This window comes from Streptomyces sp. NPDC005435, from assembly GCF_040703155.1.
Classification (GTDB): Bacteria; Actinomycetota; Actinomycetes; order Streptomycetales; family Streptomycetaceae; genus Streptomyces.
This window is the reverse complement of the sequence record NZ_JBEXEQ010000041.1, coordinates 1-18,686: the sequence shown is the minus strand read 5'-3', so window position 1 is coordinate 18,686 and position 18,686 is coordinate 1. Positions and strand designations below refer to the sequence as shown.

At 71.0% G+C, this 18,686-nt stretch carries 14 protein-coding genes; 4 read left to right on the top strand and 10 right to left on the bottom strand.

Features of this window, described 5'->3' with window-relative positions; translation table 11 throughout:
* Positions 1–320: 320 nt before the first annotated feature.
* The 3 genes from AB0898_RS31595 to thyX all read right to left on the bottom strand — a co-directional run bounded on the left by AB0898_RS31595 (position 321) and on the right by thyX (position 3,961).
* Positions 321–2,006, bottom strand: a complete 1,686-nt coding sequence (locus tag AB0898_RS31595) for a ribonuclease J (protein ID WP_366806493.1) — start codon at positions 2,004–2,006, stop codon at positions 321–323.
* A 112-nt stretch (positions 2,007–2,118) separates the two neighbouring features.
* On the bottom strand, positions 2,119–3,018 hold the full coding sequence (gene dapA / locus AB0898_RS31590; RefSeq protein WP_366806492.1) for a 4-hydroxy-tetrahydrodipicolinate synthase: 900 nt from the start codon (positions 3,016–3,018) through the stop codon (positions 2,119–2,121).
* A 214-nt stretch (positions 3,019–3,232) separates the two neighbouring features.
* Positions 3,233–3,961 carry an FAD-dependent thymidylate synthase gene (thyX, locus tag AB0898_RS31585; protein WP_366806491.1) on the bottom strand — a complete coding sequence of 243 codons (729 nt, stop codon included), beginning with the start codon at positions 3,959–3,961 and terminating at the stop codon, positions 3,233–3,235.
* A gap of 197 nt (positions 3,962–4,158) precedes the next feature.
* Between thyX and AB0898_RS31580 the strand changes: the two genes are divergently transcribed.
* Positions 4,159–4,395 carry a hypothetical protein gene (locus AB0898_RS31580; RefSeq protein WP_366806490.1) on the top strand — a complete coding sequence of 79 codons (237 nt, stop codon included), beginning with the start codon at positions 4,159–4,161 and terminating at the stop codon, positions 4,393–4,395.
* An 87-nt stretch (positions 4,396–4,482) separates the two neighbouring features.
* Complete coding sequence (locus AB0898_RS31575; RefSeq protein ID WP_366806489.1) at positions 4,483–5,037, top strand: hypothetical protein; 555 nt, start codon at positions 4,483–4,485, stop codon at positions 5,035–5,037.
* Between the two features lie 76 nt (positions 5,038–5,113).
* Here the strand turns inward: AB0898_RS31575 and AB0898_RS31570 are convergent, their stop codons facing one another.
* The 6 genes from AB0898_RS31570 to AB0898_RS31545 all read right to left on the bottom strand — a co-directional run bounded on the left by AB0898_RS31570 (position 5,114) and on the right by AB0898_RS31545 (position 12,199).
* Positions 5,114–5,566, bottom strand: a complete 453-nt coding sequence (locus tag AB0898_RS31570) for a tetratricopeptide repeat protein (protein WP_366806487.1) — start codon at positions 5,564–5,566, stop codon at positions 5,114–5,116.
* A gap of 10 nt (positions 5,567–5,576) precedes the next feature.
* Positions 5,577–6,329, bottom strand: coding sequence for a 4-hydroxy-tetrahydrodipicolinate reductase (gene dapB / locus AB0898_RS31565; RefSeq protein ID WP_366806486.1), 753 nt, complete (start codon positions 6,327–6,329; stop codon positions 5,577–5,579).
* Between the two features lie 36 nt (positions 6,330–6,365).
* Positions 6,366–7,745, bottom strand: coding sequence for a pitrilysin family protein (locus tag AB0898_RS31560; RefSeq protein WP_366806485.1), 1,380 nt, complete (start codon positions 7,743–7,745; stop codon positions 6,366–6,368).
* On the bottom strand, positions 7,742–9,964 hold the full coding sequence (locus tag AB0898_RS31555; protein ID WP_366806484.1) for a polyribonucleotide nucleotidyltransferase: 2,223 nt from the start codon (positions 9,962–9,964) through the stop codon (positions 7,742–7,744). Before AB0898_RS31555 ends, AB0898_RS31560 begins: the two co-directional genes overlap by 4 nt.
* A gap of 297 nt (positions 9,965–10,261) precedes the next feature.
* Entirely contained in the window at positions 10,262–10,552 is a 291-nt protein-coding gene (rpsO, locus tag AB0898_RS31550; protein WP_366806482.1) for a 30S ribosomal protein S15, read from the bottom strand.
* Positions 10,553–10,735: 183 nt separating this feature from the next.
* A complete protein-coding gene (locus tag AB0898_RS31545) occupies positions 10,736–12,199 on the bottom strand; it encodes a PQQ-binding-like beta-propeller repeat protein (RefSeq protein ID WP_366806481.1) in 1,464 nt (487 codons plus the stop codon).
* 156 nt (positions 12,200–12,355) lie between these two features.
* Between AB0898_RS31545 and AB0898_RS31540 the strand changes: the two genes are divergently transcribed.
* On the top strand, positions 12,356–12,652 hold the full coding sequence (locus tag AB0898_RS31540; protein ID WP_366806480.1) for a DUF397 domain-containing protein: 297 nt from the start codon (positions 12,356–12,358) through the stop codon (positions 12,650–12,652).
* Between the two features lie 85 nt (positions 12,653–12,737).
* Here AB0898_RS31540 and eccD read toward each other — a convergent pair whose 3' ends face one another.
* On the bottom strand, positions 12,738–14,234 hold the full coding sequence (gene eccD / locus AB0898_RS31535; protein ID WP_366806494.1) for a type VII secretion integral membrane protein EccD: 1,497 nt from the start codon (positions 14,232–14,234) through the stop codon (positions 12,738–12,740).
* Between the two features lie 337 nt (positions 14,235–14,571).
* On the opposite strand from eccD, the gene eccCa reads away from it, so the two are divergent.
* Positions 14,572–18,537: a type VII secretion protein EccCa gene (gene eccCa / locus AB0898_RS31530; protein ID WP_366806479.1), complete on the top strand. Its 3,966-nt coding sequence runs from the start codon at positions 14,572–14,574 to the stop codon at positions 18,535–18,537.
* Positions 18,538–18,686: the final 149 nt, after the last annotated feature.

Genomic DNA, 18,686 nt, shown 5'->3' with positions numbered 1-18,686 from the left:
CGGCCTCGCGGCCGTTCCGACGTCTCAAACCTTAGCGGATCAACCCCGGCAGTTCCTAATCGAGCTGCCGAGCTCCATTCGAATTGAATTCGGACGTGCCGAAAACAATCCCGAACGGGAGATCGTGCTGGTGGTTGGAGTGCCGCTTACGCGGCGGAGGTGCCACCACAGAACCGTTACGGCTCCGGGGCAGACCAAGAACTCTACGGGTCTGGCCAGGGGGTGTCAACCCTGGATGTCAAGATTTTTTCCAGCGGGGGTACGGCAGAGGCCCCCCGACCGGAGCCGGGAGGCCTCTGCGCAGGTCAGAGCGTCGGAGGTCAGACCTCGACGACGACCGGGAGAATCATCGGGCGCCGACGGTAGGTGTCCGAGACCCACTTGCCGAGCACACGACGGATGAGCTGCTGGAGCTGGTGGGGCTCCACGACGCCGTCCTGGGCGGACTTCTCCAGCGTCTCGGTGATCTTCGGCAGGATCTCGGCGAAGGCCGAGTCGTCGATGCCGGAGCCGCGGGCCTGGATGTGCGGGCCGCCCGTGATCTTGCCGGTGGTCGAGTCCATGACCACGTAGACCGAGATGATGCCCTCGTCGCCGAGGATCTTGCGGTCCTTCAGGGCCGGCTCGCCGACCTCGCCGACGGAGAGACCGTCGACGTAGACGTAACCGGCCTGGACCTTGCCCGCGATCTTGGCCTTGCCCTTGATCAGGTCGACCGCGACGCCGTCCTCGGCGATCACGATGCGGTCGTGCGGGACGCCCGTCGCGGCACCCAGCTCGGCGTTGGCGCGCAGATGGCGCCACTCGCCGTGCACCGGCATCAGGTTCTTGGGCCTGCAGATGTTGTAGAAGTACAGCAGCTCGCCGGCCGAGGCGTGGCCGGAGACGTGCACCTTGGCGTTGCCCTTGTGGACGACGTTGGCGCCCCAGCGGGTCAGGCCGTTGATCACGCGGTAGACCGCGTTCTCGTTGCCGGGGATGAGGGACGAGGCCAGGATGACCGTGTCGCCCTCGACGATCCGGATCTGGTGGTCGCGGTTGGCCATCCGGGACAGGGCCGCCATCGGCTCGCCCTGGGAACCCGTGCAGACCAGCACGACCTTGTCGGCCGGCAGGTCGTCCAGCTGCTTGACGTCGACGACCAGGCCCGGCGGGACCTTCAGGTAGCCGAGGTCCCGCGCGATGCCCATGTTGCGGACCATGGAGCGGCCGACGAAGGCGACCTTGCGGCCGTACTTCTGGGCGGTGTCCAGGATCTGCTGGATGCGGTGCACATGGCTGGCGAAGCTCGCCACGATGATGCGGCTGTGCGCACCGGCGAAGACGTTGTCCAGCACGTTGGAGATGTCGCGCTCGGGCGGGACGAAGCCGGGTACCTCGGCGTTCGTGGAGTCCGAGAGGAGGAGGTCGATGCCCTCCTCGCTCAGCCGCGCGAAGGCGTGCAGGTCGGTGAGCCGGCCGTCCAGCGGCAGCTGGTCCATCTTGAAGTCACCGGTGTGCACGACCATGCCGGCCGGGGTGCGGATGGCGACCGCGAGGGCGTCCGGGATGGAGTGGTTGACCGCGACGAACTCGAGGTTGAAGGGACCGACCTGCTCACGGTCGCCCGCCTCCACCTCCAGGGTGTACGGCCGGATCCGGTGCTCCTGGAGCTTGGCCTCGATCAGCGCGAGGGTGAGCTTGGAGCCGATCAGCGGGATGTCCGGCTTCTCGCGGAGCAGGTAGGGCACGGCGCCGATGTGGTCCTCGTGGCCGTGCGTGAGGACGATGCCCTCGATGTCGTCGAGGCGGTCCCGGATGGACGAGAAGTCCGGCAGGATCAGGTCGACGCCGGGCTGCTCCTCCTCGGGGAAGAGGACGCCGCAGTCGACGATCAGCAGGCGGCCGTCGTACTCGAAGACCGTCATGTTCCGGCCGATCTCACCGAGACCGCCGAGCGGAGTGACCCGCAGGCCGCCCTTGGCGAGCGGCGGCGGGGGGGCGAGTTCAGGGTGCGGATGACTCAAAAGACTCTCCTGACCACCCACGCCACGTACCGGGGGGCACGTGGCGCGGGTGACGTTCGTGCGTGCAGTTGTCGATTCAGTTGTGAAGCTCAGGTGGTGCGGAAGTCTGTTGTCAGAGCTGTACCCCGCCGGCGGCGAGATCGAGCTTGAGCTGTGCGGTCTCTTCGGCCGAGCATTCGACCATGGGCGCGCGCAGCGGGCCCGCGGGCAGGCCCTGGAGGGCGAGGGCGGCCTTGGTGGTCATGACGCCCTGGGTGCGGAAGACGCCGGTGTAGACCGGGAGCAGCTTCTGGTGGATCTCGGTGGCCTTGACGACGTCGCCCGAGGTGTAGGCGTCGACGAGCGCGCGCAGGTCGGGGGCGACCAGGTGGCCGACGACGGAGACGAAGCCGACGGCGCCGACGGACAGCAGCGGCAGGTTCAGCATGTCGTCGCCGGAGTACCAGGCGAGGCCGGAGCGGGCGATGGCCCAGCTGGCGCGGCCGAGGTCGCCCTTGGCGTCCTTGTTGGCCACGATCCGGGGGTGCTCGGCGAGGCGGACCAGCGTCTCGGTGCTGATCGGGACGCCGGAGCGGCCGGGGATGTCGTAGAGCATGACCGGCAGGCCGGTCGCGTCGGCGACGGTGGTGAAGTGCCGGTACAGGCCCTCCTGCGGGGGCTTGTTGTAGTACGGCGTGACGACCAGGAGGCCGTGGGCGCCGGCGGCCTCGGCCTGGCGGGCCAGCTCGGTGCTGTGACGGGTGTCGTTGGTGCCGACTCCGGCGACGACGTGGGCGCGGTCGCCGACCGCCTCGATGACGGCCCGGACGAGGTCCGCTTTCTCCGCGTCGCTGGTGGTGGGGGACTCGCCGGTGGTGCCGTTGACGATCAGGCCGTCGTTGCCTGCGTCCACCAGGTGGGCGGCGAGCCGCTGCGCGCCGTCGAGGTCGAGTGCGCCGTCCGCCGTGAAGGGCGTGACCATGGCGGTGAGGACCCGCCCGAAGGGGGTCTGCGGAGTCGAGGTCGGAGCCATGGGTGACACGCTACTCGGTACTCGATCCATGGTCGTCCCGTGGGGTGCCGGGTAAGTCAGGACAAAAGAGGAGCCCGGCACTGCCTGCTCGGGGGTTCAAGCAGTGCCGGGTCCGTTTGATCAGGCTAGATGAACTTCGCTAAATGCCGCAATACGGACACTTCGCAAGCTTGCTCCGTACATCCGTTCCGTCGAGGGGAACGGGGCTTCGTTTTTACGGGGCGACCCGGCCGTTGGCGTTGAAGGCGGCGTACGTGAGCGGCATGAGTTCCGCCCACTTGGCCTCCATCCGTTCGCCCACCATCTCGATCTCGCGCTGCGGGAAGGAGGGCACCTTGGCCAGCTCGTGCTGGGTGCGCAGGCCGAGGAAGTGCATCAGCGAGCGGGCGTTGCAGGTGGCGTACATCGAGGAGTAGAGGCCGACGGGGAGGGCGGCGCGGGCGACCTCGCGGGCGACGCCCTCGGCGAGCAGCTTCTGGTAGGCCGCGTACGCCTGCTCGTAGGACTCCGTCAGGGTGTCGCGCACCGCCTCGTACTGGGCGGGGCTGCCCTCGACGAAGACGTACTTGCCCGGACGGCCCTCCTGGACCAGCTTGCGGGAGGTGTCGGGGACGTAGAAGACCGGCTCCAGCTCCCGGTAGCGGCCCGACTCCTCGTTGTACGACCAGCCGACGCGGTGCCGCATGAACTCGCGGAAGACGAAGATCGGGGCGCTGATGAAGAAGGTCAGCGAGTTGTGCTCGAACGGGCTGCCGTGCCGGTCGCGCATCAGGTAGTTGATCAGCCCCTTGGAGCGCTCCGGGTCCTTCCCCAGCTCGTCCAGGGACTGCTCGCCGAGCGTGGAGACGCGGGCGGCGAAGAGGACGTCGGCGTCCGACGCGCTGGATTTCACCAGTTCGACGGTGACGTCGCTGCGGAGGGTGAGCGGCTGGGGGGTGGTCACGCGGATCCTTCCATCACTTCCGGGTTTGCGCCCACCATACGGGGCACGCGCACCCTCTCAGGACACCACCACCTCACCGCAAAGATCCCATCCAGCGGGTTTTCCTGACATGGGCACCTTTTGGGCCAATCGCTCGTCTGTATGAATGAGCCGCATCCCCATACGCCCCGAAACCCCCGAGAGGAGACACGCCCCCCATGTTCCGACGCCGTGAGCCCGTGCCCTTCGCCTTCCTCGCCGAAGCCGACAGGTTCCGCGGCAATGTCACTCCCCCGCCCCGCGAGCGGGCGTCCGCAGGCGAGATAGCCGGGCGCTGGCTGCTGGGGCTCACGCTCGTCGCGGGCCTGGTCGGCTCGCTCATGCTCGGCATGCCGGCGCTCTCCACGCCCGGCACTCCGCAGGACCCGCAGCCCCAGGCGGCGCAGGGGCACTGACCCCAACGGCGGTCCATGGCTGGTGAGCGCGATCACCGGCGGATAGCCTCACCGGGCACAGCCCACGCGACCGAGTGAGGAACAGCCGTGCCCCTCCCCTTCCTGACGGCCGACCGCACCACCGAGGCGGCGCCCGAGAGTTCGCTGCCGTACGACGACCGGGACCGCTGGCGGCGGCCGTACCGCCCCGGTCCCTGGCGGGTGGGCGGGGTGGCCGTGGGGCTGCTGCTGTCGTCCTTCGTGCTGTTCGCCGCGGTGCTCATCGCCCTCACCGGCTCGGCGGCCTCCGCCGGGGCGATCTTCGGGCTGGCCTTCGCGATCATCCTCGCCGCGCTGCGGGTGCTGCGCATGGGCGTGTGGGTGAGCGAGCGCGGGCTGCGCCAGGTGGGCTTCCTGGTGACGCGTACGGTCCCCTGGCAGCGGGTGGCCTCGGTACGGACCGCGCAGCAGCCGGTGCGCTGGCTGGGGCTGCCGCGCACGGTGCAGGGGCAGGCGCTGACGCTGGTGCGCGCCGACCGGGCGCCCGACGAGACCGCGCCGCTGCTCACCACGCACGGTCTGGACTTCCTGAACCGGCCGGCCGGGTTCGACCGGGCGGCGGACGCGGTGGAGGCGTGGGCGGCGGAGTACCGGCCGCACTGAGCACGGACGTACGGAAAAAGGGGCCGTCCCGCGTCGTCGCGGGGCGGCCCCTTCCGCTGTCGCCGGGCTTCGGCGGTCAGACCGGTACGGGCCTGCCGTCGTGCAGGGCGATGGCGCGCTGCATCGCCTTGCGGGCGCGCGGGGTGTCGCGGGCGTCGTGGTAGGCGACGGCGAGCCGGAACCAACTGCGCCAGTCGTCGGGGGCGGCCTCGGTCTCGGCCCTGCGGCGGGCGAAGACCTCGTCGGCCGAGTCGCGGTCGATCCGGCCGCCCGGGGTGCGCTTCAGCTCGTCGACGGGCAGGGCGCCCTCGGCCTCCAGCTCGGCGGCGAGGGCGTTGGCCCGGCGGACGAACTGGGTGTTCTTCCACAGGAACCACACACCGATGACGGGCAGGATCAGCACCGCCACCCCGAAGGTGACGGTGAGGAGCGTGCCGGACTCGATGAGCATCACGCCCCGGCTGCCGACCAGGACGAAGTAGAAGACCAGGACGGCGGCCGTGACGAGGTAGGTGATCTTCGCGCGCATGACGGGGCTCTCAGCCGAGGTCGAGGAAGTTCTCCAGGCCGAAGGTCAGGCCCGGGGTGGACACCACGCGGCGCACACCGAGCAGGATGCCCGGCATGAAGCTGCTGTGGTGCAGGGAGTCGTGGCGGATGGTGAGGGTCTCGCCCTCGGCGCCGAGCAGCACCTCCTGGTGCGCGAGGAGGCCGCGCAGCCGGACCGCGTGCACGGGAACGCCGTCCACGTCGGCGCCGCGGGCACCGTCCAGGGCGGTGACCGTGGCGTCGGGCGCCGGGGCCGTCCCCGCCGCGCGGCGGGCCTCGGCGATGAGCTGGGCGGTGCGCGTGGCGGTGCCGGAGGGGGCGTCCACCTTGTTGGGGTGGTGCAGCTCGACGACCTCGACGGACTCGAAGTACGGCGCGGCGATCTGCGCGAACTTCATGGTGAGGACGGCGCCGATGGAGAAGTTGGGCGCGATGAGCACGCCGGTCTCCGGGGACAGCTCCAGCCGGCCCCTCAGCTGCGCGAGGCGGTCCTCGGTCCAGCCGGTGGTGCCGACGACCGCGTGGATGCCGTGGCGCACGCAGAAGTCGAGGTTGCCCATCACCGAGGCCGGGGTGGTCAGCTCTACGGCGACCTGGGCGCCGGTGTCGACCAGGGTCTCCAGTTTGTCGCCCCGGCCGAGGGCGGCGACCAGCTCCATGTCCTCGGCCGCCTCGACGGCTCGTACCGCCTCGGACCCGATGCGGCCGTTCGCACCCAGGACCGCCACGCGCAGCTTGCTCATCTTCCGTTTCCTTACACCCAGTTGGGGACCGAGGGATCAGGCGACCGCGTCGTGCAGCCGCGCGGCCTGCTTGTCCTTGAGCGGGCCGATGACCGACAGCGACGGGCGCTGTCCCAGGATCTCGCGGGCGACCGACCGGACCTCGTCCGGGGTCACCAGGGCTATCCGGGTCAGCATCTCGTCCACCGACATCTGCTCGCCCCAGCACAGCTCGCTCTTGCCGATGCGGTTCATCAGCGCGCCGGTGTCCTCCAGGCCGAGGACGGTGGAGCCCTTGAGCTGGCCGACGGCGCGGGCGATCTCGTCGTCGGTGAGACCGTGCTCGGCCACGTGGTCCAGCTCGTCGCGGCAGATCTTCAGCACGTCGGACACCTGGCTCGGCCTGCAGCCCGCGTAGACGCCGAAGAGGCCGCAGTCGGCGAAGCCGGAGGTGTACGAGTACACGCTGTAGCACAGGCCGCGCTTCTCGCGGACCTCCTGGAAGAGCCGGGAGGACATGCCGCCGCCGAGGGCGGTGTTCAGCACGCCCATGGCCCAGCGGCGGTCGTCGGTGCGGGCGAGGCCCGGCATGCCGAGGACGACGTGCGCCTGCTCGGTCTTGCGGCCGAGCAGCTCGACGCGTCCGGCGGCGCGGATCGCGCGGCGGCCCTCGCGCGGGGCGGCCGGCCGGGCGTCGGTGTTCGTCAGGGCGCCGGCCCGCTCGAAGGCGGTACGGACCTGGCGTACGACCTTGGCGTGGTCGATGTTGCCCGCGGCCGCGACCACGAGGCGGGTCGGGTCGTAGTGCTTCTTGTAGAAGCGGCGGATGCGGTCGGCCGTGAGGGCGTTGACCGTGTCCACGGTGCCGAGGACCGGGCGGCCGAGGGCGTTGTCACCGAACATGGTGTGCGCGAACAGGTCGTGCACACAGTCGCCCGGGTCGTCCTCGGTCATCGCGATCTCTTCGAGGATGGCGCCGCGTTCGACGTCGACGTCCTCCTCGCGGATCAGGGAGCCGGTCAGCATGTCGCACACCACGTCGATGGCGAGCGGAAGGTCGGTGTCGAGCACGCGCGCGTAGTAGCACGTGTACTCCTTGGCGGTGAACGCGTTCATCTCGCCGCCGACCGCGTCGAGCGCGGAGGAGATGTCCAGGGCGGACCTGCGGCCGGTGCCCTTGAAGAGCAGGTGCTCCAGGTAGTGCGTGGCACCGTTGAGCGCGGGGGTCTCGTCACGGGAGCCGACGTTCGCCCAGATGCCGAAGGTGGCCGAGCGCACGGAGGGCAGCGTCTCGGTGACGATGCGCAGGCCGCCCGGGAGGGTGGTCCTGCGGACGGTGCCGATGCCGTTGGTGCCCTTGATCAGGGTTTGGGTACGGGCGACGGCCCGCACCTCCGAAGAGGTGCGGGCCGTCGCCTTGAAGCCACGGGACGTCACTTGTCGGCGTCGTCCTTCTTGGTCTCGTCCGAGCCTTCCTCGCCCTCGATCACGGGGATGAGGGAGAGCTTGCCGCGCGAGTCGATCTCGGCAATCTCGACCTGGACCTTCTGGCCCACACCGAGCACGTCCTCGACGTTCTCCACGCGCTTGCCGCCGGCGAGCTTGCGGATCTGCGAGATGTGCAGCAGACCGTCCTTGCCGGGCATCAGCGAGACGAAGGCGCCGAAGGTGGTCGTCTTCACGACCGTACCCAGGTAGCGCTCGCCGACCTCGGGCATCGTCGGGTTGGCGATGCTGTTGATCGTGGCGCGGGCGGCCTCGGCGGCCGGGCCGTCGGAGGCACCGATGTAGATGGTGCCGTCGTCCTCGATCGTGATCTCGGCGCCGGTGTCCTCCTGAATCTGGTTGATCATCTTGCCCTTGGGGCCGATGACCTCACCAATCTTGTCCACCGGGATCTTGACGGTGATGATCCGGGGCGCGTTCGGGGACATGGCGTCCGGCCGGTCGATGGCCTCGGTCATCACATCGAGGATGTGGAGACGGGCGTCGCGGGCCTGCTTGAGGGCCGCGGCCAGGACGGAGGCCGGGATGCCGTCCAGCTTGGTGTCGAGCTGGAGGGCGGTCACGAAGTCCTTCGTGCCGGCGACCTTGAAGTCCATGTCGCCGAAGGCGTCCTCCGCACCGAGGATGTCGGTGAGGGTGACGTAGTGCGTCTCGCCGTCGGCCTGCTCGGAGATCAGGCCCATGGCGATACCGGCGACGGGGGCCTTGAGCGGCACACCGGCGTTCAGCATCGACATGGTGGAGGCGCAGACCGAGCCCATGGACGTCGAACCGTTGGAGCCGAGGGCCTCGGACACCTGGCGGATCGCGTAGGGGAACTCCTCGCGCGTCGGCAGCACCGGCACGAGGGCGCGCTCGGCGAGGGCGCCGTGGCCGATCTCGCGGCGCTTCGGGGAGCCGACGCGGCCGGTCTCACCGACGGAGTACGGCGGGAAGTTGTAGTTGTGCATGTAGCGCTTGCGGGTCACCGGGGAGAGGGTGTCCAGCTGCTGCTCCATGCGGAGCATGTTCAGGGTGGTGATGCCCAGGATCTGGGTCTCGCCACGCTCGAACAGCGCCGAGCCGTGCACGCGCGGGATGGCCTCGACCTCGGCGGCGAGCGTACGGATGTCCGTGACGCCGCGGCCGTCGATGCGCTTCTTCTCCTTGATCACGCGCTCGCGGACCAGCTGCTTGGTCAGCGAGCGGTAAGCGGCGGAGATCTCCTTCTCGCGGCCCTCGAACTCCGGCAGGAGCTTCTCGGCGGCGAGCGCCTTGACGCGGTCCAGCTCGGCCTCGCGCTCCTGCTTGCCCGCGATGGTGAGGGCCTGGGCCAGCTCCGGCTGGACGGCCTTCTTCAGCGCCTCGTACACGTCGTCCTGGTAGTCCAGGAAGACCGGGAACTCGCCCTCGGGCTTGGCGGCCTTGGAGGCGAGGTCGGACTGGGCGCGGCACAGGACCTTGATGAAGGGCTTGGCGGCTTCGAGACCGGCGGCGACGACTTCCTCGGTCGGCGCCTCGGCGCCGCCCTCGACGAGCTTGATCGTCTGGTCGGTGGCCTCGGCCTCAACCATCATGATCGCGACGTCGCCGTCCTCCAGGACGCGGCCGGCGACCACCATGTCGAAGACGGCGTCCTCGAGCTCGGTGTGCGTCGGGAACGCGACCCACTGGCCGCGGATCAGCGCGACGCGAACGCCGCCGATCGGGCCGGAGAAGGGCAGGCCGGCCAGCTGCGTCGACGCGGACGCGGCGTTGATCGCCACGACGTCGTACAGGTGGTCGGGGTTGAGCGCCATGATCGTGGCGACGATCTGGATCTCGTTGCGCAGGCCCTTCTTGAAGGACGGGCGCAGCGGGCGGTCGATCAGGCGGCAGGTGAGGATCGCGTCCTCGGAGGGACGGCCCTCACGGCGGAAGAAGCTGCCGGGGATCTTGCCGGCGGCGTACATCCGCTCCTCGACGTCCACCGTGAGGGGGAAGAAGTCGAGCTGGTCCTTGGGGGTCTTGGAAGCGCTGGTGGCCGACAGCACCATGGTGTCGTCGTCCAGGTACGCGACGGCGGAACCGGCGGCCTGCTTGGCCAGGCGGCCCGTCTCGAAGCGGATCGTACGGGTGCCGAAGGAGCCGTTGTCGATGACGGCCTCGGCGTAGTGGGTCTCGTTCTCCACTAGCGTTTTCTCCTCGTCTTCGTCCCGCTCGCCCGTGTGGCGGGGGGACGGTGGTGGGAGAAGCGCCCCTTCTGGTGCGGGCCGGTCTTCGATCGAAGCACCCGGGGCGTCTTCCCCCCGGGGGCCACTACCGAGGACCGGCGGCGGCGAGGTGCGCGTCTCCCTCGTTCTGTGTCGTACGTGATGCGTTGTGTGCCAACACCCTACAAAGGGGGAGTGACACTCCGCACGTTTCCGCACGTACGGCAAAGGGAGCGGCTCCCGATCCTTACCGGGAACCGCTCCCTTCGTGGCGTCTTACTTGGCGCCGCCGGCCGCACCGCGGCGGATGCCCAGGCGGTCGACCAGCGTACGGAAGCGCTGGATGTCCTTCTTGGCCAGGTACTGCAGCAGGCGGCGACGCTGGCCGACCAGGATCAGCAGACCACGGCGGGAGTGGTGGTCGTGCTTGTGGGCCTTCAGGTGCTCGGTCAGGTCGGAGATCCGACGCGAGAGCATGGCGACCTGGACCTCGGGGGAGCCGGTGTCGCCCTCCTTCTGGCCGAACTCGGCGATGATCTGCTTCTTCGTAGCGGCGTCGAGCGACACGCGTACTCCTCGGGTTCTTGAGTGAGCCTTCGAGTGCCCCCGGTCTGACTCTCGGGGGTGCTTCCGTGACTCGTAAGGCGGGAGGTCCGTCGGGCGCGGCCTCCGAAGCGGCTGCTCCGGGGGCGCTTACACGAACGGCCGTCACTCAGGGTACCAGGGGGCCATGGGGGCTCCGGCCGGGGGTCAGTCGGCGGTGCTCTCGATGCCGACCGCGAGGTTGGACAGCTCGCCCCGGTGGCCCTTGTCGGTGGGGCCGTAGGCGCTGGTCGCGGCGAGGAACAGGCGGCCGTGCTCGTACAGGATGTCGTCGCGCGCGGGGTCGTCCGTACCGGCGAGGTCGTCGGGGTTCGCGCCGAAGAACAGCAGCGGGCGTTCGCCGCCGGTGGCCGGGTCGAGGGAGAGAACGGCGGAGGGGGTGAAGCCGCTGCCCTCACGGTAGGCGATGAGACGGTCCCCGTTCATCTTCAGCGGGGTCATCGCGCCGGAGGAGGAGGCGAAGCGGCGGCCGCTCTTCCCGGTGGCCAGGTCGAAGGCGACGATGTCGTCGTCGACGGGGAGGTAGGCCTGGCGGGCGCCGACGACGACCGAGGGGCAGCTCTCGACCACGGCGCTGAAGGGGCGGTCGCAGCCGGTGGGCGTGTGGGTGTCGGCCAGCCGGATCGTGCCGCGCGCCCGGCCGTGCCCGTCGAGCGGGATCAGCTGGCCGACCTCGGCGTCCCCGGCGGCGACGGCGATCACCGCGGGTTCGGCGGAGGCGAGGTAGACGGTCCTGATGCCCTCGCCGACGCGGTACGTCCACGCGGTGCGGCCGGTGCGCGCGTCGACGCGTTCGACGCGGTACCGGGCCTCCGCGGAGTCGCCGCAGCGGGCCAGGGCGAGCAGCGCGGGGCCGCCCGCGAACCCGGTGTCCGCGCAGGCGCCCCGGGCGGAGCGGGCCCACAGGCGCTTGCCGCGGGTGGTGTCGTACGCGGCGGAGCCCTGGTCGCCCGCGACGACGACGGCGCCGTCGGTCATCGTGACGTTGACGTCGCCGGCCGGGGCGTCGGCGGTGCCGAGCCGGGTCTCCCAGCGCTTCTTGCCGGTGTCGAGGTCGATGACGGCGAGCCGGTCGCAGGGGGCGCCGAGGCTCTGTCCGGGGTCCACCCGCTCCCCCGCGTAGGCGACGGCCGTCCAGCCGGCCGCGCTGACGTGCCGGGTGGTGGCGCACAGCGGGCCGGGGAAGGTCAGGGTCCAGGCGGGGCGGTCGCCCTTCGCGTCGGCGGCGTTCTCCTTGGTGAGGGAGAAGCCCTTGACCGTGTTGACGAAGCCCTTGGCGAAGGTCCGCTCCGTGGCCCAGGCGCCGGGGGCGTCGGCGGTGGCGCCCACCTGGCGGATCTCCGCGCGGTACTGGACGGCCGCGCGGCCCTCGACGGAGCGGGGCGGGACCTCGACGGTACGGCGGACGTCGTCGGGCGCCTGCCGCGTGAGCGCCGGGCGGTCGTCCCGGTCGGACGTGCCGCCGGCCCGGGACCACGTCCACACGGCGAGGCAGGACAGCGCCACGGCTCCGGCCACGGCGGCGAGGACCACCCGGCCGCGCCGGCGGCGGCGCCGGCCGGTCTCCAGCGTGGAGGCGGTGTAGGGGGACGGCGGTGGGGGTGAACTCATCGCGGGGGAAAGCCTTTCCGGGGTCGCCGTGCGGGGGCCGGGTGGTGCCGGTGTCTCGTGTGCGTGCTCCCGCCGGTGAATCACCGGCCGGCCGGAACCCCTGCCAGTAGGGTGAGTTCACAGCTCACCGGTACGAGAGGGAGGACGACGGCCGCGATGACCGACGCCGATGACAAGGAACTCACAGCGCGCAAGGACCGGGAGCGCGACGAGCTGTACGCACTCGACATCTCGGGCGTCGAGTGGCACTCGGCCCCGGGCACCGAGGAGCACGAGGAGCGGGTCGAGATCGCGTATCTGCCCGAGGGGGCGGTGGCGATGCGCTCCTCCCTCGACCCGGACACCGTGCTGCGGTACACCGAGGCCGAGTGGCGCGCGTTCGTGCTGGGCGCGCGGGACGGGGAGTTCGACCTGCGGCCCATGGCGCACAACGGCGGTCTCGACGCGGAGTGACCCGGCGCGCGGTGCGCGGGACACGAGCGGGGGCGGCACGTCGTGTGCCGCCCCTGTCCGTGTGCGCGGGGCATGAGGGAGGGCCTCAGCTGGTCATCGCCCGCGCCCGCGCGTAGACGTCGAAGACGGCCAGGGCCAGCGGGATCAGGGTGAGCAGGACGAAGCTCTCGGCGATCTCCAGGAACCGCCCCCAGAAGGGGGTGACACCGCGGCGCGGGGTGATCAGGGCGATGGCGGTGACGAGCGCGATGGCCGCGCCGACCGCGGCCGCGAGCCAGACGCTACGGATGTCCAGCGCGTTGGCGTCGCCCTGGACGGCCTCGACGAGGTAGTCGTGGGGCGGGTTCAGGGCGAGACCGAGGCCGAGGAAGACGATCGCGGACAGTCCCGCGGCCAGGGTGGCGCCGACCTGGGCGGTGTAGCGGAACAGATGGGCCCGCATCAGCATCGCCAACCCGGTGGCGAGAGCGAGCAGTTGGGCCCAGACGTTGCTGGAGAAGCCGAGGACGATCGAGGCGCCCACGGCGAGCAGGGCGCAGCCTCCGACGAGGCCGACGAGGAGTTCGTGGCCGCGCCGGGCCTGTGCGGCCACCCGCTCGGCGTTCACGGGTTCCTGCGGGGCGGGTTCGGCGCTGTCGTAGCCGCCGCGCGCGGGGTTGGGCGGTTCGAAGCCGATGGGCAGCCGGGCGAACCGCATGGACAGGCCGGGCAGGAAGGCCAGCGCCATGACGGACAGCGGGGCGCAGACGGCGGCCGTCTCGATGGGCCTCAGGTCGGTGAGGATCGCGGCGAAGGTGGTGATCAGCCCGACGGCGGAGGCGAAGACGAAGGCCACGAAGGGTCCGTCACCGCCCGGCGAGACGAGGGTGAGGATCACGGACGCGACGAGCACCGCGGCGCAGGCGAGCAGGAATTGGAGCCGTCCGATGCCCTGGCCCGCGGAGAGCGGCAGCAGTCCGGAGCCGGCCACGGCCATGTTCGGCAGGGCGCCGAGGCCCAGCGCGACGGCGGAGCCCCGGTCGTCGTAGACCCGCGCGCGGACGCAGGCGACCGTGACCAGGAGGACGCCGGTGACGCCGGCGATGATGCCCTGGAGGCTGTTCATGTCGTGTCGTACCTGGGAGTTCCAGGCCACGAACGCGAGCAGCGCGGGCAGGATGCCGGCCGCGACGAGGCCGGCGGCGCGGGTGAGGTCGCCGCTCCACAGGGCGCGGTCGCGGGTGACGGCGGCGGCCACCGCCTCGGAGACGTCGTCGAGGACGGCGGGCGGCAGCGAGTCGGCGAAGGGGCGCAGGGTGAGGAGTTCGCCGTCGAGGATGCGCTGGGCCGTGAAGGACCGGGCGCCGTCCAGGACGGTGCCGTCCCTGCGGACGAGGTGGTAGCCGACCGGGGCGCCCTCGGCGGGGCTCTGCCGGGACAGCCGCAGGATCTCGGGGTACAGGTCGGCGACCGGTACGTCGTCGGGCAGTGCCACGTCGATGCGGCTGTCGGGCGCCACGATGGTGACGCGGCAGAAGCCGAGTCCCGTGCCCGCGCCGGTGAGGGCTCCGGTGCCCGGTCCGCCGGTCGCGCCGGCCGTCATGCTCACCTGCTGTTCCCCCTGTCGGTGGCGGGGCGGGCCCACGGTGTCGGCCGCGCACCTTCCGCCCGTAAAGATCCTGTGTAGGTTGTGCCGCACCGCCCGCTCAACCGTTCGACCGGGTGGTCTTGTCCGGGATACGCGGGACGGCGTGCGGTGCGAACCTCTGCGAATTGCCCGGGTTTTCCCGTAACGATTCGCAACTGTTCACGTGTCTCACCGGCACCCTACCGCCCACCGTTGTCGGCGGTTGTCAGTAGGATCGCGCTTCGCGATCGACGTCCGCCTGGCACGGGGCGGTGGACGAAAAATCTCGGTCCGGCTAGGGAATTGGTGCGTAGTGAGCCACATCGTCGTCAAGCGCCCGCCGAGGGCACTGCCGAAGGAAGTGCCCACGGACGAGGTGGTACTGCAGGCTCCGCCGGAACTCCCGCGCGGCCAGCAGGAAGGCGCCCTGATGCAGCTCCTGCCCATGCTGGGCATGGGCGGGTCCGTCGTCTTCTTCTTCAACCCCCAGGCCCAGCCCTTCATGAAGATCATGGGCATGGTCATGGTCGCCTCGACGGTCGCCATGGGCATCTCGATGCTCGTCCGCTACCGGCGCGGCAACCAGGGGCAGATGGCCGACATGCGCCGTGACTACCTGCGTTACCTGTCGCAGACCCGGCGCGCCGCCCTCGACACCGCCCGTGGCCAGCGCGACGCCCAGTTCTACCTGCACCCTTCGCCGGAGCAACTGTGGGCGCTGGTCGCCGAGGGCAGCCGGGTGTGGGAACGCCGCACCGCCGACGAGGACTTCGGACAGGTCCGCGTGGGCCTCGGCGTCCAGGCCCTGGCGACTCCCCTGATCCCGCCGCAGACGGCCCCGGTGGACGAACTGGAGCCGCTGACGGCGGGCGCCATGCAGCGGTTCCTGGCCACGCACAGCTCCCTGGACGACCTGCCGATGGCGGTGTCGCTGCGCGCCTTCTACCACGTGACGATCAGCGGGGAGCCGGGCACCGTGCACGGCACCGCCCGCGCCCTCACCGGCTCCCTCGCCGCACTGCACTCGCCCGAGGACCTGGTCGTCGCCATCGTCACCGCCCGCGAGTCGGCGCCCGAGTGGGAGTGGGCCAAGTGGCTGCCCCATGTGCAGGCCACGGGGCTCGCCGACGGCGCCGGCAGCGTGCGGCTGATCACCAACGACCCGATGGAGCTGGAGGACCGGCTCGCCGACCGCCTCCAGGGCCGCCCGCGCTTCCACCCCGACGGGGCGCCGGTCCCCGAACAGCCGCACCTCGTGGTCGTCCTGGACGGCGTCTCCCTGCCCCCCTCCTCGCTGCTGGCGAGCCCCGAGGGCCTCCAGGGCGTCACGGTCCTGGAGGTCGTGCCGGGCGACCTCACCGTCGGCCGCGGCGACCTCTCCGTGATCGTGCAGCCCGGCGAACTCCGCCTGGAGTCCGCGCACGGCATGGTCTACGAGGGCACGCCGGACGTCCTCTCCTACGAGGCGGCCGAGGCGCTCGCCCGCCAACTGGCGCCGCTGCGCATGGCGTCGGGCGGGGACGACGACCAGCCGCTGCTCGCCAACCTCGAATTCACCGACCTGCTGAACCTGGGCGACGCCGCCTCGGTGGACCCGAAGCGGACCTGGCGGCCGCGCTCGCAGTCGGAGCGGCTGCGCGTGCCGATCGGCCTCGGCGAGGACGGCCGGCCCGTGATGCTCGACCTCAAGGAGGCCGCGCAGGAGGGCATGGGCCCGCACGGCCTGTGCGTCGGCGCCACCGGTTCGGGCAAGTCGGAGCTGCTGCGCACGCTGGTCCTCGGCCTCGCCGTCACCCACTCCTCCGAGACGCTGAACTTCGTCCTCGCCGACTTCAAGGGCGGCGCGACGTTCGCGGGCATGGCCCAACTGCCGCACGTGGCGGCCGTGATCACCAACCTCGCGGACGACCTGACGCTCGTCGACCGCATGGGCGACTCGATCCGGGGCGAGCTCAACCGCCGCCAGGAGATGCTCCGCGACGCGGGCAACTACGCCAACATCCACGACTACGAGAAGGCACGCGCGGCCGGCGCCGCGCTCCAGCCGATCCCGTCCCTGGTCCTGGTGATCGACGAGTTCAGCGAACTGCTCACCGCCAAGCCGGACTTCATCGAGATGTTCGTCCAGATCGGCCGCATCGGCCGCTCCCTGGGCGTGCATCTGCTGCTCGCCTCGCAGCGCCTGGAGGAGGGCCGGCTGAGGGGCCTGGAGACCTATCTGTCGTACCGGATCGGCCTGCGGACGTTCTCCGCGGCCGAGTCGCGCGCCGCGCTCGGTGTCCCGGACGCCTACGAGCTGCCGAACGTCCCGGGCTCCGGCTTCCTGAAGTTCGGCACGGACGAGATGGTGCGCTTCAAGGCGGCGTACGTCTCCGGGGCGTACCAGACCAGCTCGCAGCAGGCCGCGGCGCTCGGCGGGCCGCTGCCCGTGGACCGCAGGCCGGTCCTCTTCACGGCGTCCGACGTCCCGGTGCGCTACGCGGCGGTCCCCCGCCAGCGTGAGGAGGAGCCCGCGGAGAAGAAGGACGACGCGCTCGCGGACACCGTGCTCGATGTGATCGTGCGCCGGCTGGAGGCCCAGGGCCCCTCCGCCCACCAGGTGTGGCTGCCCCCGCTGGACAGCCCGCCGTCGCTGGACGCCCTGCTGCCGGGCCTCGCCGCGGTGCCGGGCCGTGGCATGACCCAGCCGGGCTACGAGGGCGCGGGGCGGCTCGTCGTCCCCGCCGGCCTCATCGACAAGCCCTACGAGCAGCGGCGCGACCCACTGTGGGTGGACTTCGGCGGCGCGGCCGGCCATATGCAGATCATCGGCGGCCCGCAGTCGGGCAAGTCCACGCTGCTGCGTTCGCTCATCGCGTCGTTCGCGCTCACCCACACCCCGCACGAAGTGCAGTTCTACGGGCTCGACTTCGGCGGTGGCGGCATGGCGGCCGTGGCCGGGCTGCCGCACGTGGGCGGCGTCGCCTCCCGCCTGGACCCCGAGAAGGTCCGGCGTACGGCGGCCGAGGTGTACGGCGTCATGACCCGCCGCGAGGAGTACTTCCGGTCGGCGGGCATCTCCTCCATCGCGGAGTTCCGCTCCCGCCGCGCGCGCGGTGACATCTCGGTGACCGACCAGCCCTGGGGCGACGTCTTCCTGGTCATCGACGGCTGGGGCAATTTCCGTACGGACTACGAGGCGTTGGAGCCGCTGGTCCTGGACATCGCCGCGCGCGGCCTGGGTTACGGCATCCATCTGGTCCTCACCGCCTCGCGCTCGATGGAGGTCCGGGCGAATCTCAAGGACCATCTGATGAACCGCCTGGAGCTGCGGCTGGGCGACCCCATGGACTCCGAGATCGACCGCAAGATCGCGGCCAACGTCCCCACCGGTGTGCCGGGGCGCGGCCAGACCCCGCAGAAGCAGCACTTCATGGCCGCCGTCCCGCGCATCGACGGGCTCTCCTCCGACACGGACCTGGCGGAGGCCACCACCGCGCTCTCGGCGGAGGTCACCCGGCACTGGCAGGAGCCCGGTGCGCCCGAAGTACGCCTGCTGCCGCGCGAGTTCCCGGCCTCCGAGCTTCCGGCCGGCGACCGTTTCCCGGAGCAGGGTGTCTCCTTCGCCCTGGACGAGGACAACCTCGAACCGGTCTTCGTGGACTTCGACCAGGACCCGTTCTTCCTGGTGTTCGGCGAGAGCGAGTCGGGCAAGTCGAACCTGCTGAAGCTGCTGATCAAGCGGCTCACCGAGCGGTACGACGGCAACTCGTGCAAGCTGTTCGTCGTCGACAACCGCCGCTCGCTGCTCGGGGTGACCCCGCCGTCCCATCTGGCGGAGTACATCCCCATGTCGAACCAGATGCAGCACCACATGGACGCCCTGGCGGAGCTGATGAAGCGCCGCACCCCGACGGCCGACGTCACCGCCGAACAGCTGCGGGAGCGCAGCTGGTGGCGGGGCCCGACGGTGTACGTGGTCATCGACGACTTCGACCTCGTGTCCACGTCGAGCGGCAACCCGCTGGCCGGACTGACGGAGCTGCTGCCGTTCGCCCGCGACGTCGGCGTCCGCTTCATCATCGCGCGCTCCACGGCGGGCGCGGCGCGGGCCGGCTACGAGTCCTTCATGCAGCGCATCAAGGAACTCGGCGCCCAGGGCGTGGTCCTGGCGGGCGACCCGGCCGAGGGCGACCTGCTGGGCGGCGTACGGCCGCGCCCGATGCCGGCGGGGCGGGGCGTCTTCGTGTCGCGCAAACGGGGCAAGCCGATGGTGCAGACGGGGCTGGAGGACTCTTAGCCGCGGGCGGGCGGACGGGCGGACGGGCGGACGGGCGCGGGAGGCGCCCACCCTGCTGTTGGTTCTGGAGGTCGTCGCCCCCTGGGTCCATGTTCAGGTCCGCCACGCAGAACGCCAACCCGCTACACGAGGTGCGGACAGATGCCCAT

Bases quoted from the DNA above. Each gene is read 5' to 3' on its own strand.
- dapA (WP_366806492.1), bottom strand. From the start codon at position 3,018: ATGGCTCCGACCTCGACTCCGCAGACCCCCTTCGGGCGGGTCCTCACC.
- AB0898_RS31580 (WP_366806490.1), top strand. From the start codon at position 4,159: ATGTTCCGACGCCGTGAGCCCGTGCCCTTCGCCTTCCTCGCCGAAGCC.
- AB0898_RS31570 (WP_366806487.1), bottom strand. From the start codon at position 5,566: ATGCGCGCGAAGATCACCTACCTCGTCACGGCCGCCGTCCTGGTCTTC.
- dapB (WP_366806486.1), bottom strand. From the start codon at position 6,329: ATGAGCAAGCTGCGCGTGGCGGTCCTGGGTGCGAACGGCCGCATCGGG.
- AB0898_RS31545 (WP_366806481.1), bottom strand. From the start codon at position 12,199: ATGAGTTCACCCCCACCGCCGTCCCCCTACACCGCCTCCACGCTGGAG.
- AB0898_RS31540 (WP_366806480.1), top strand. From the start codon at position 12,356: ATGACCGACGCCGATGACAAGGAACTCACAGCGCGCAAGGACCGGGAG.
- eccD (WP_366806494.1), bottom strand. From the start codon at position 14,234: ATGACGGCCGGCGCGACCGGCGGACCGGGCACCGGAGCCCTCACCGGC.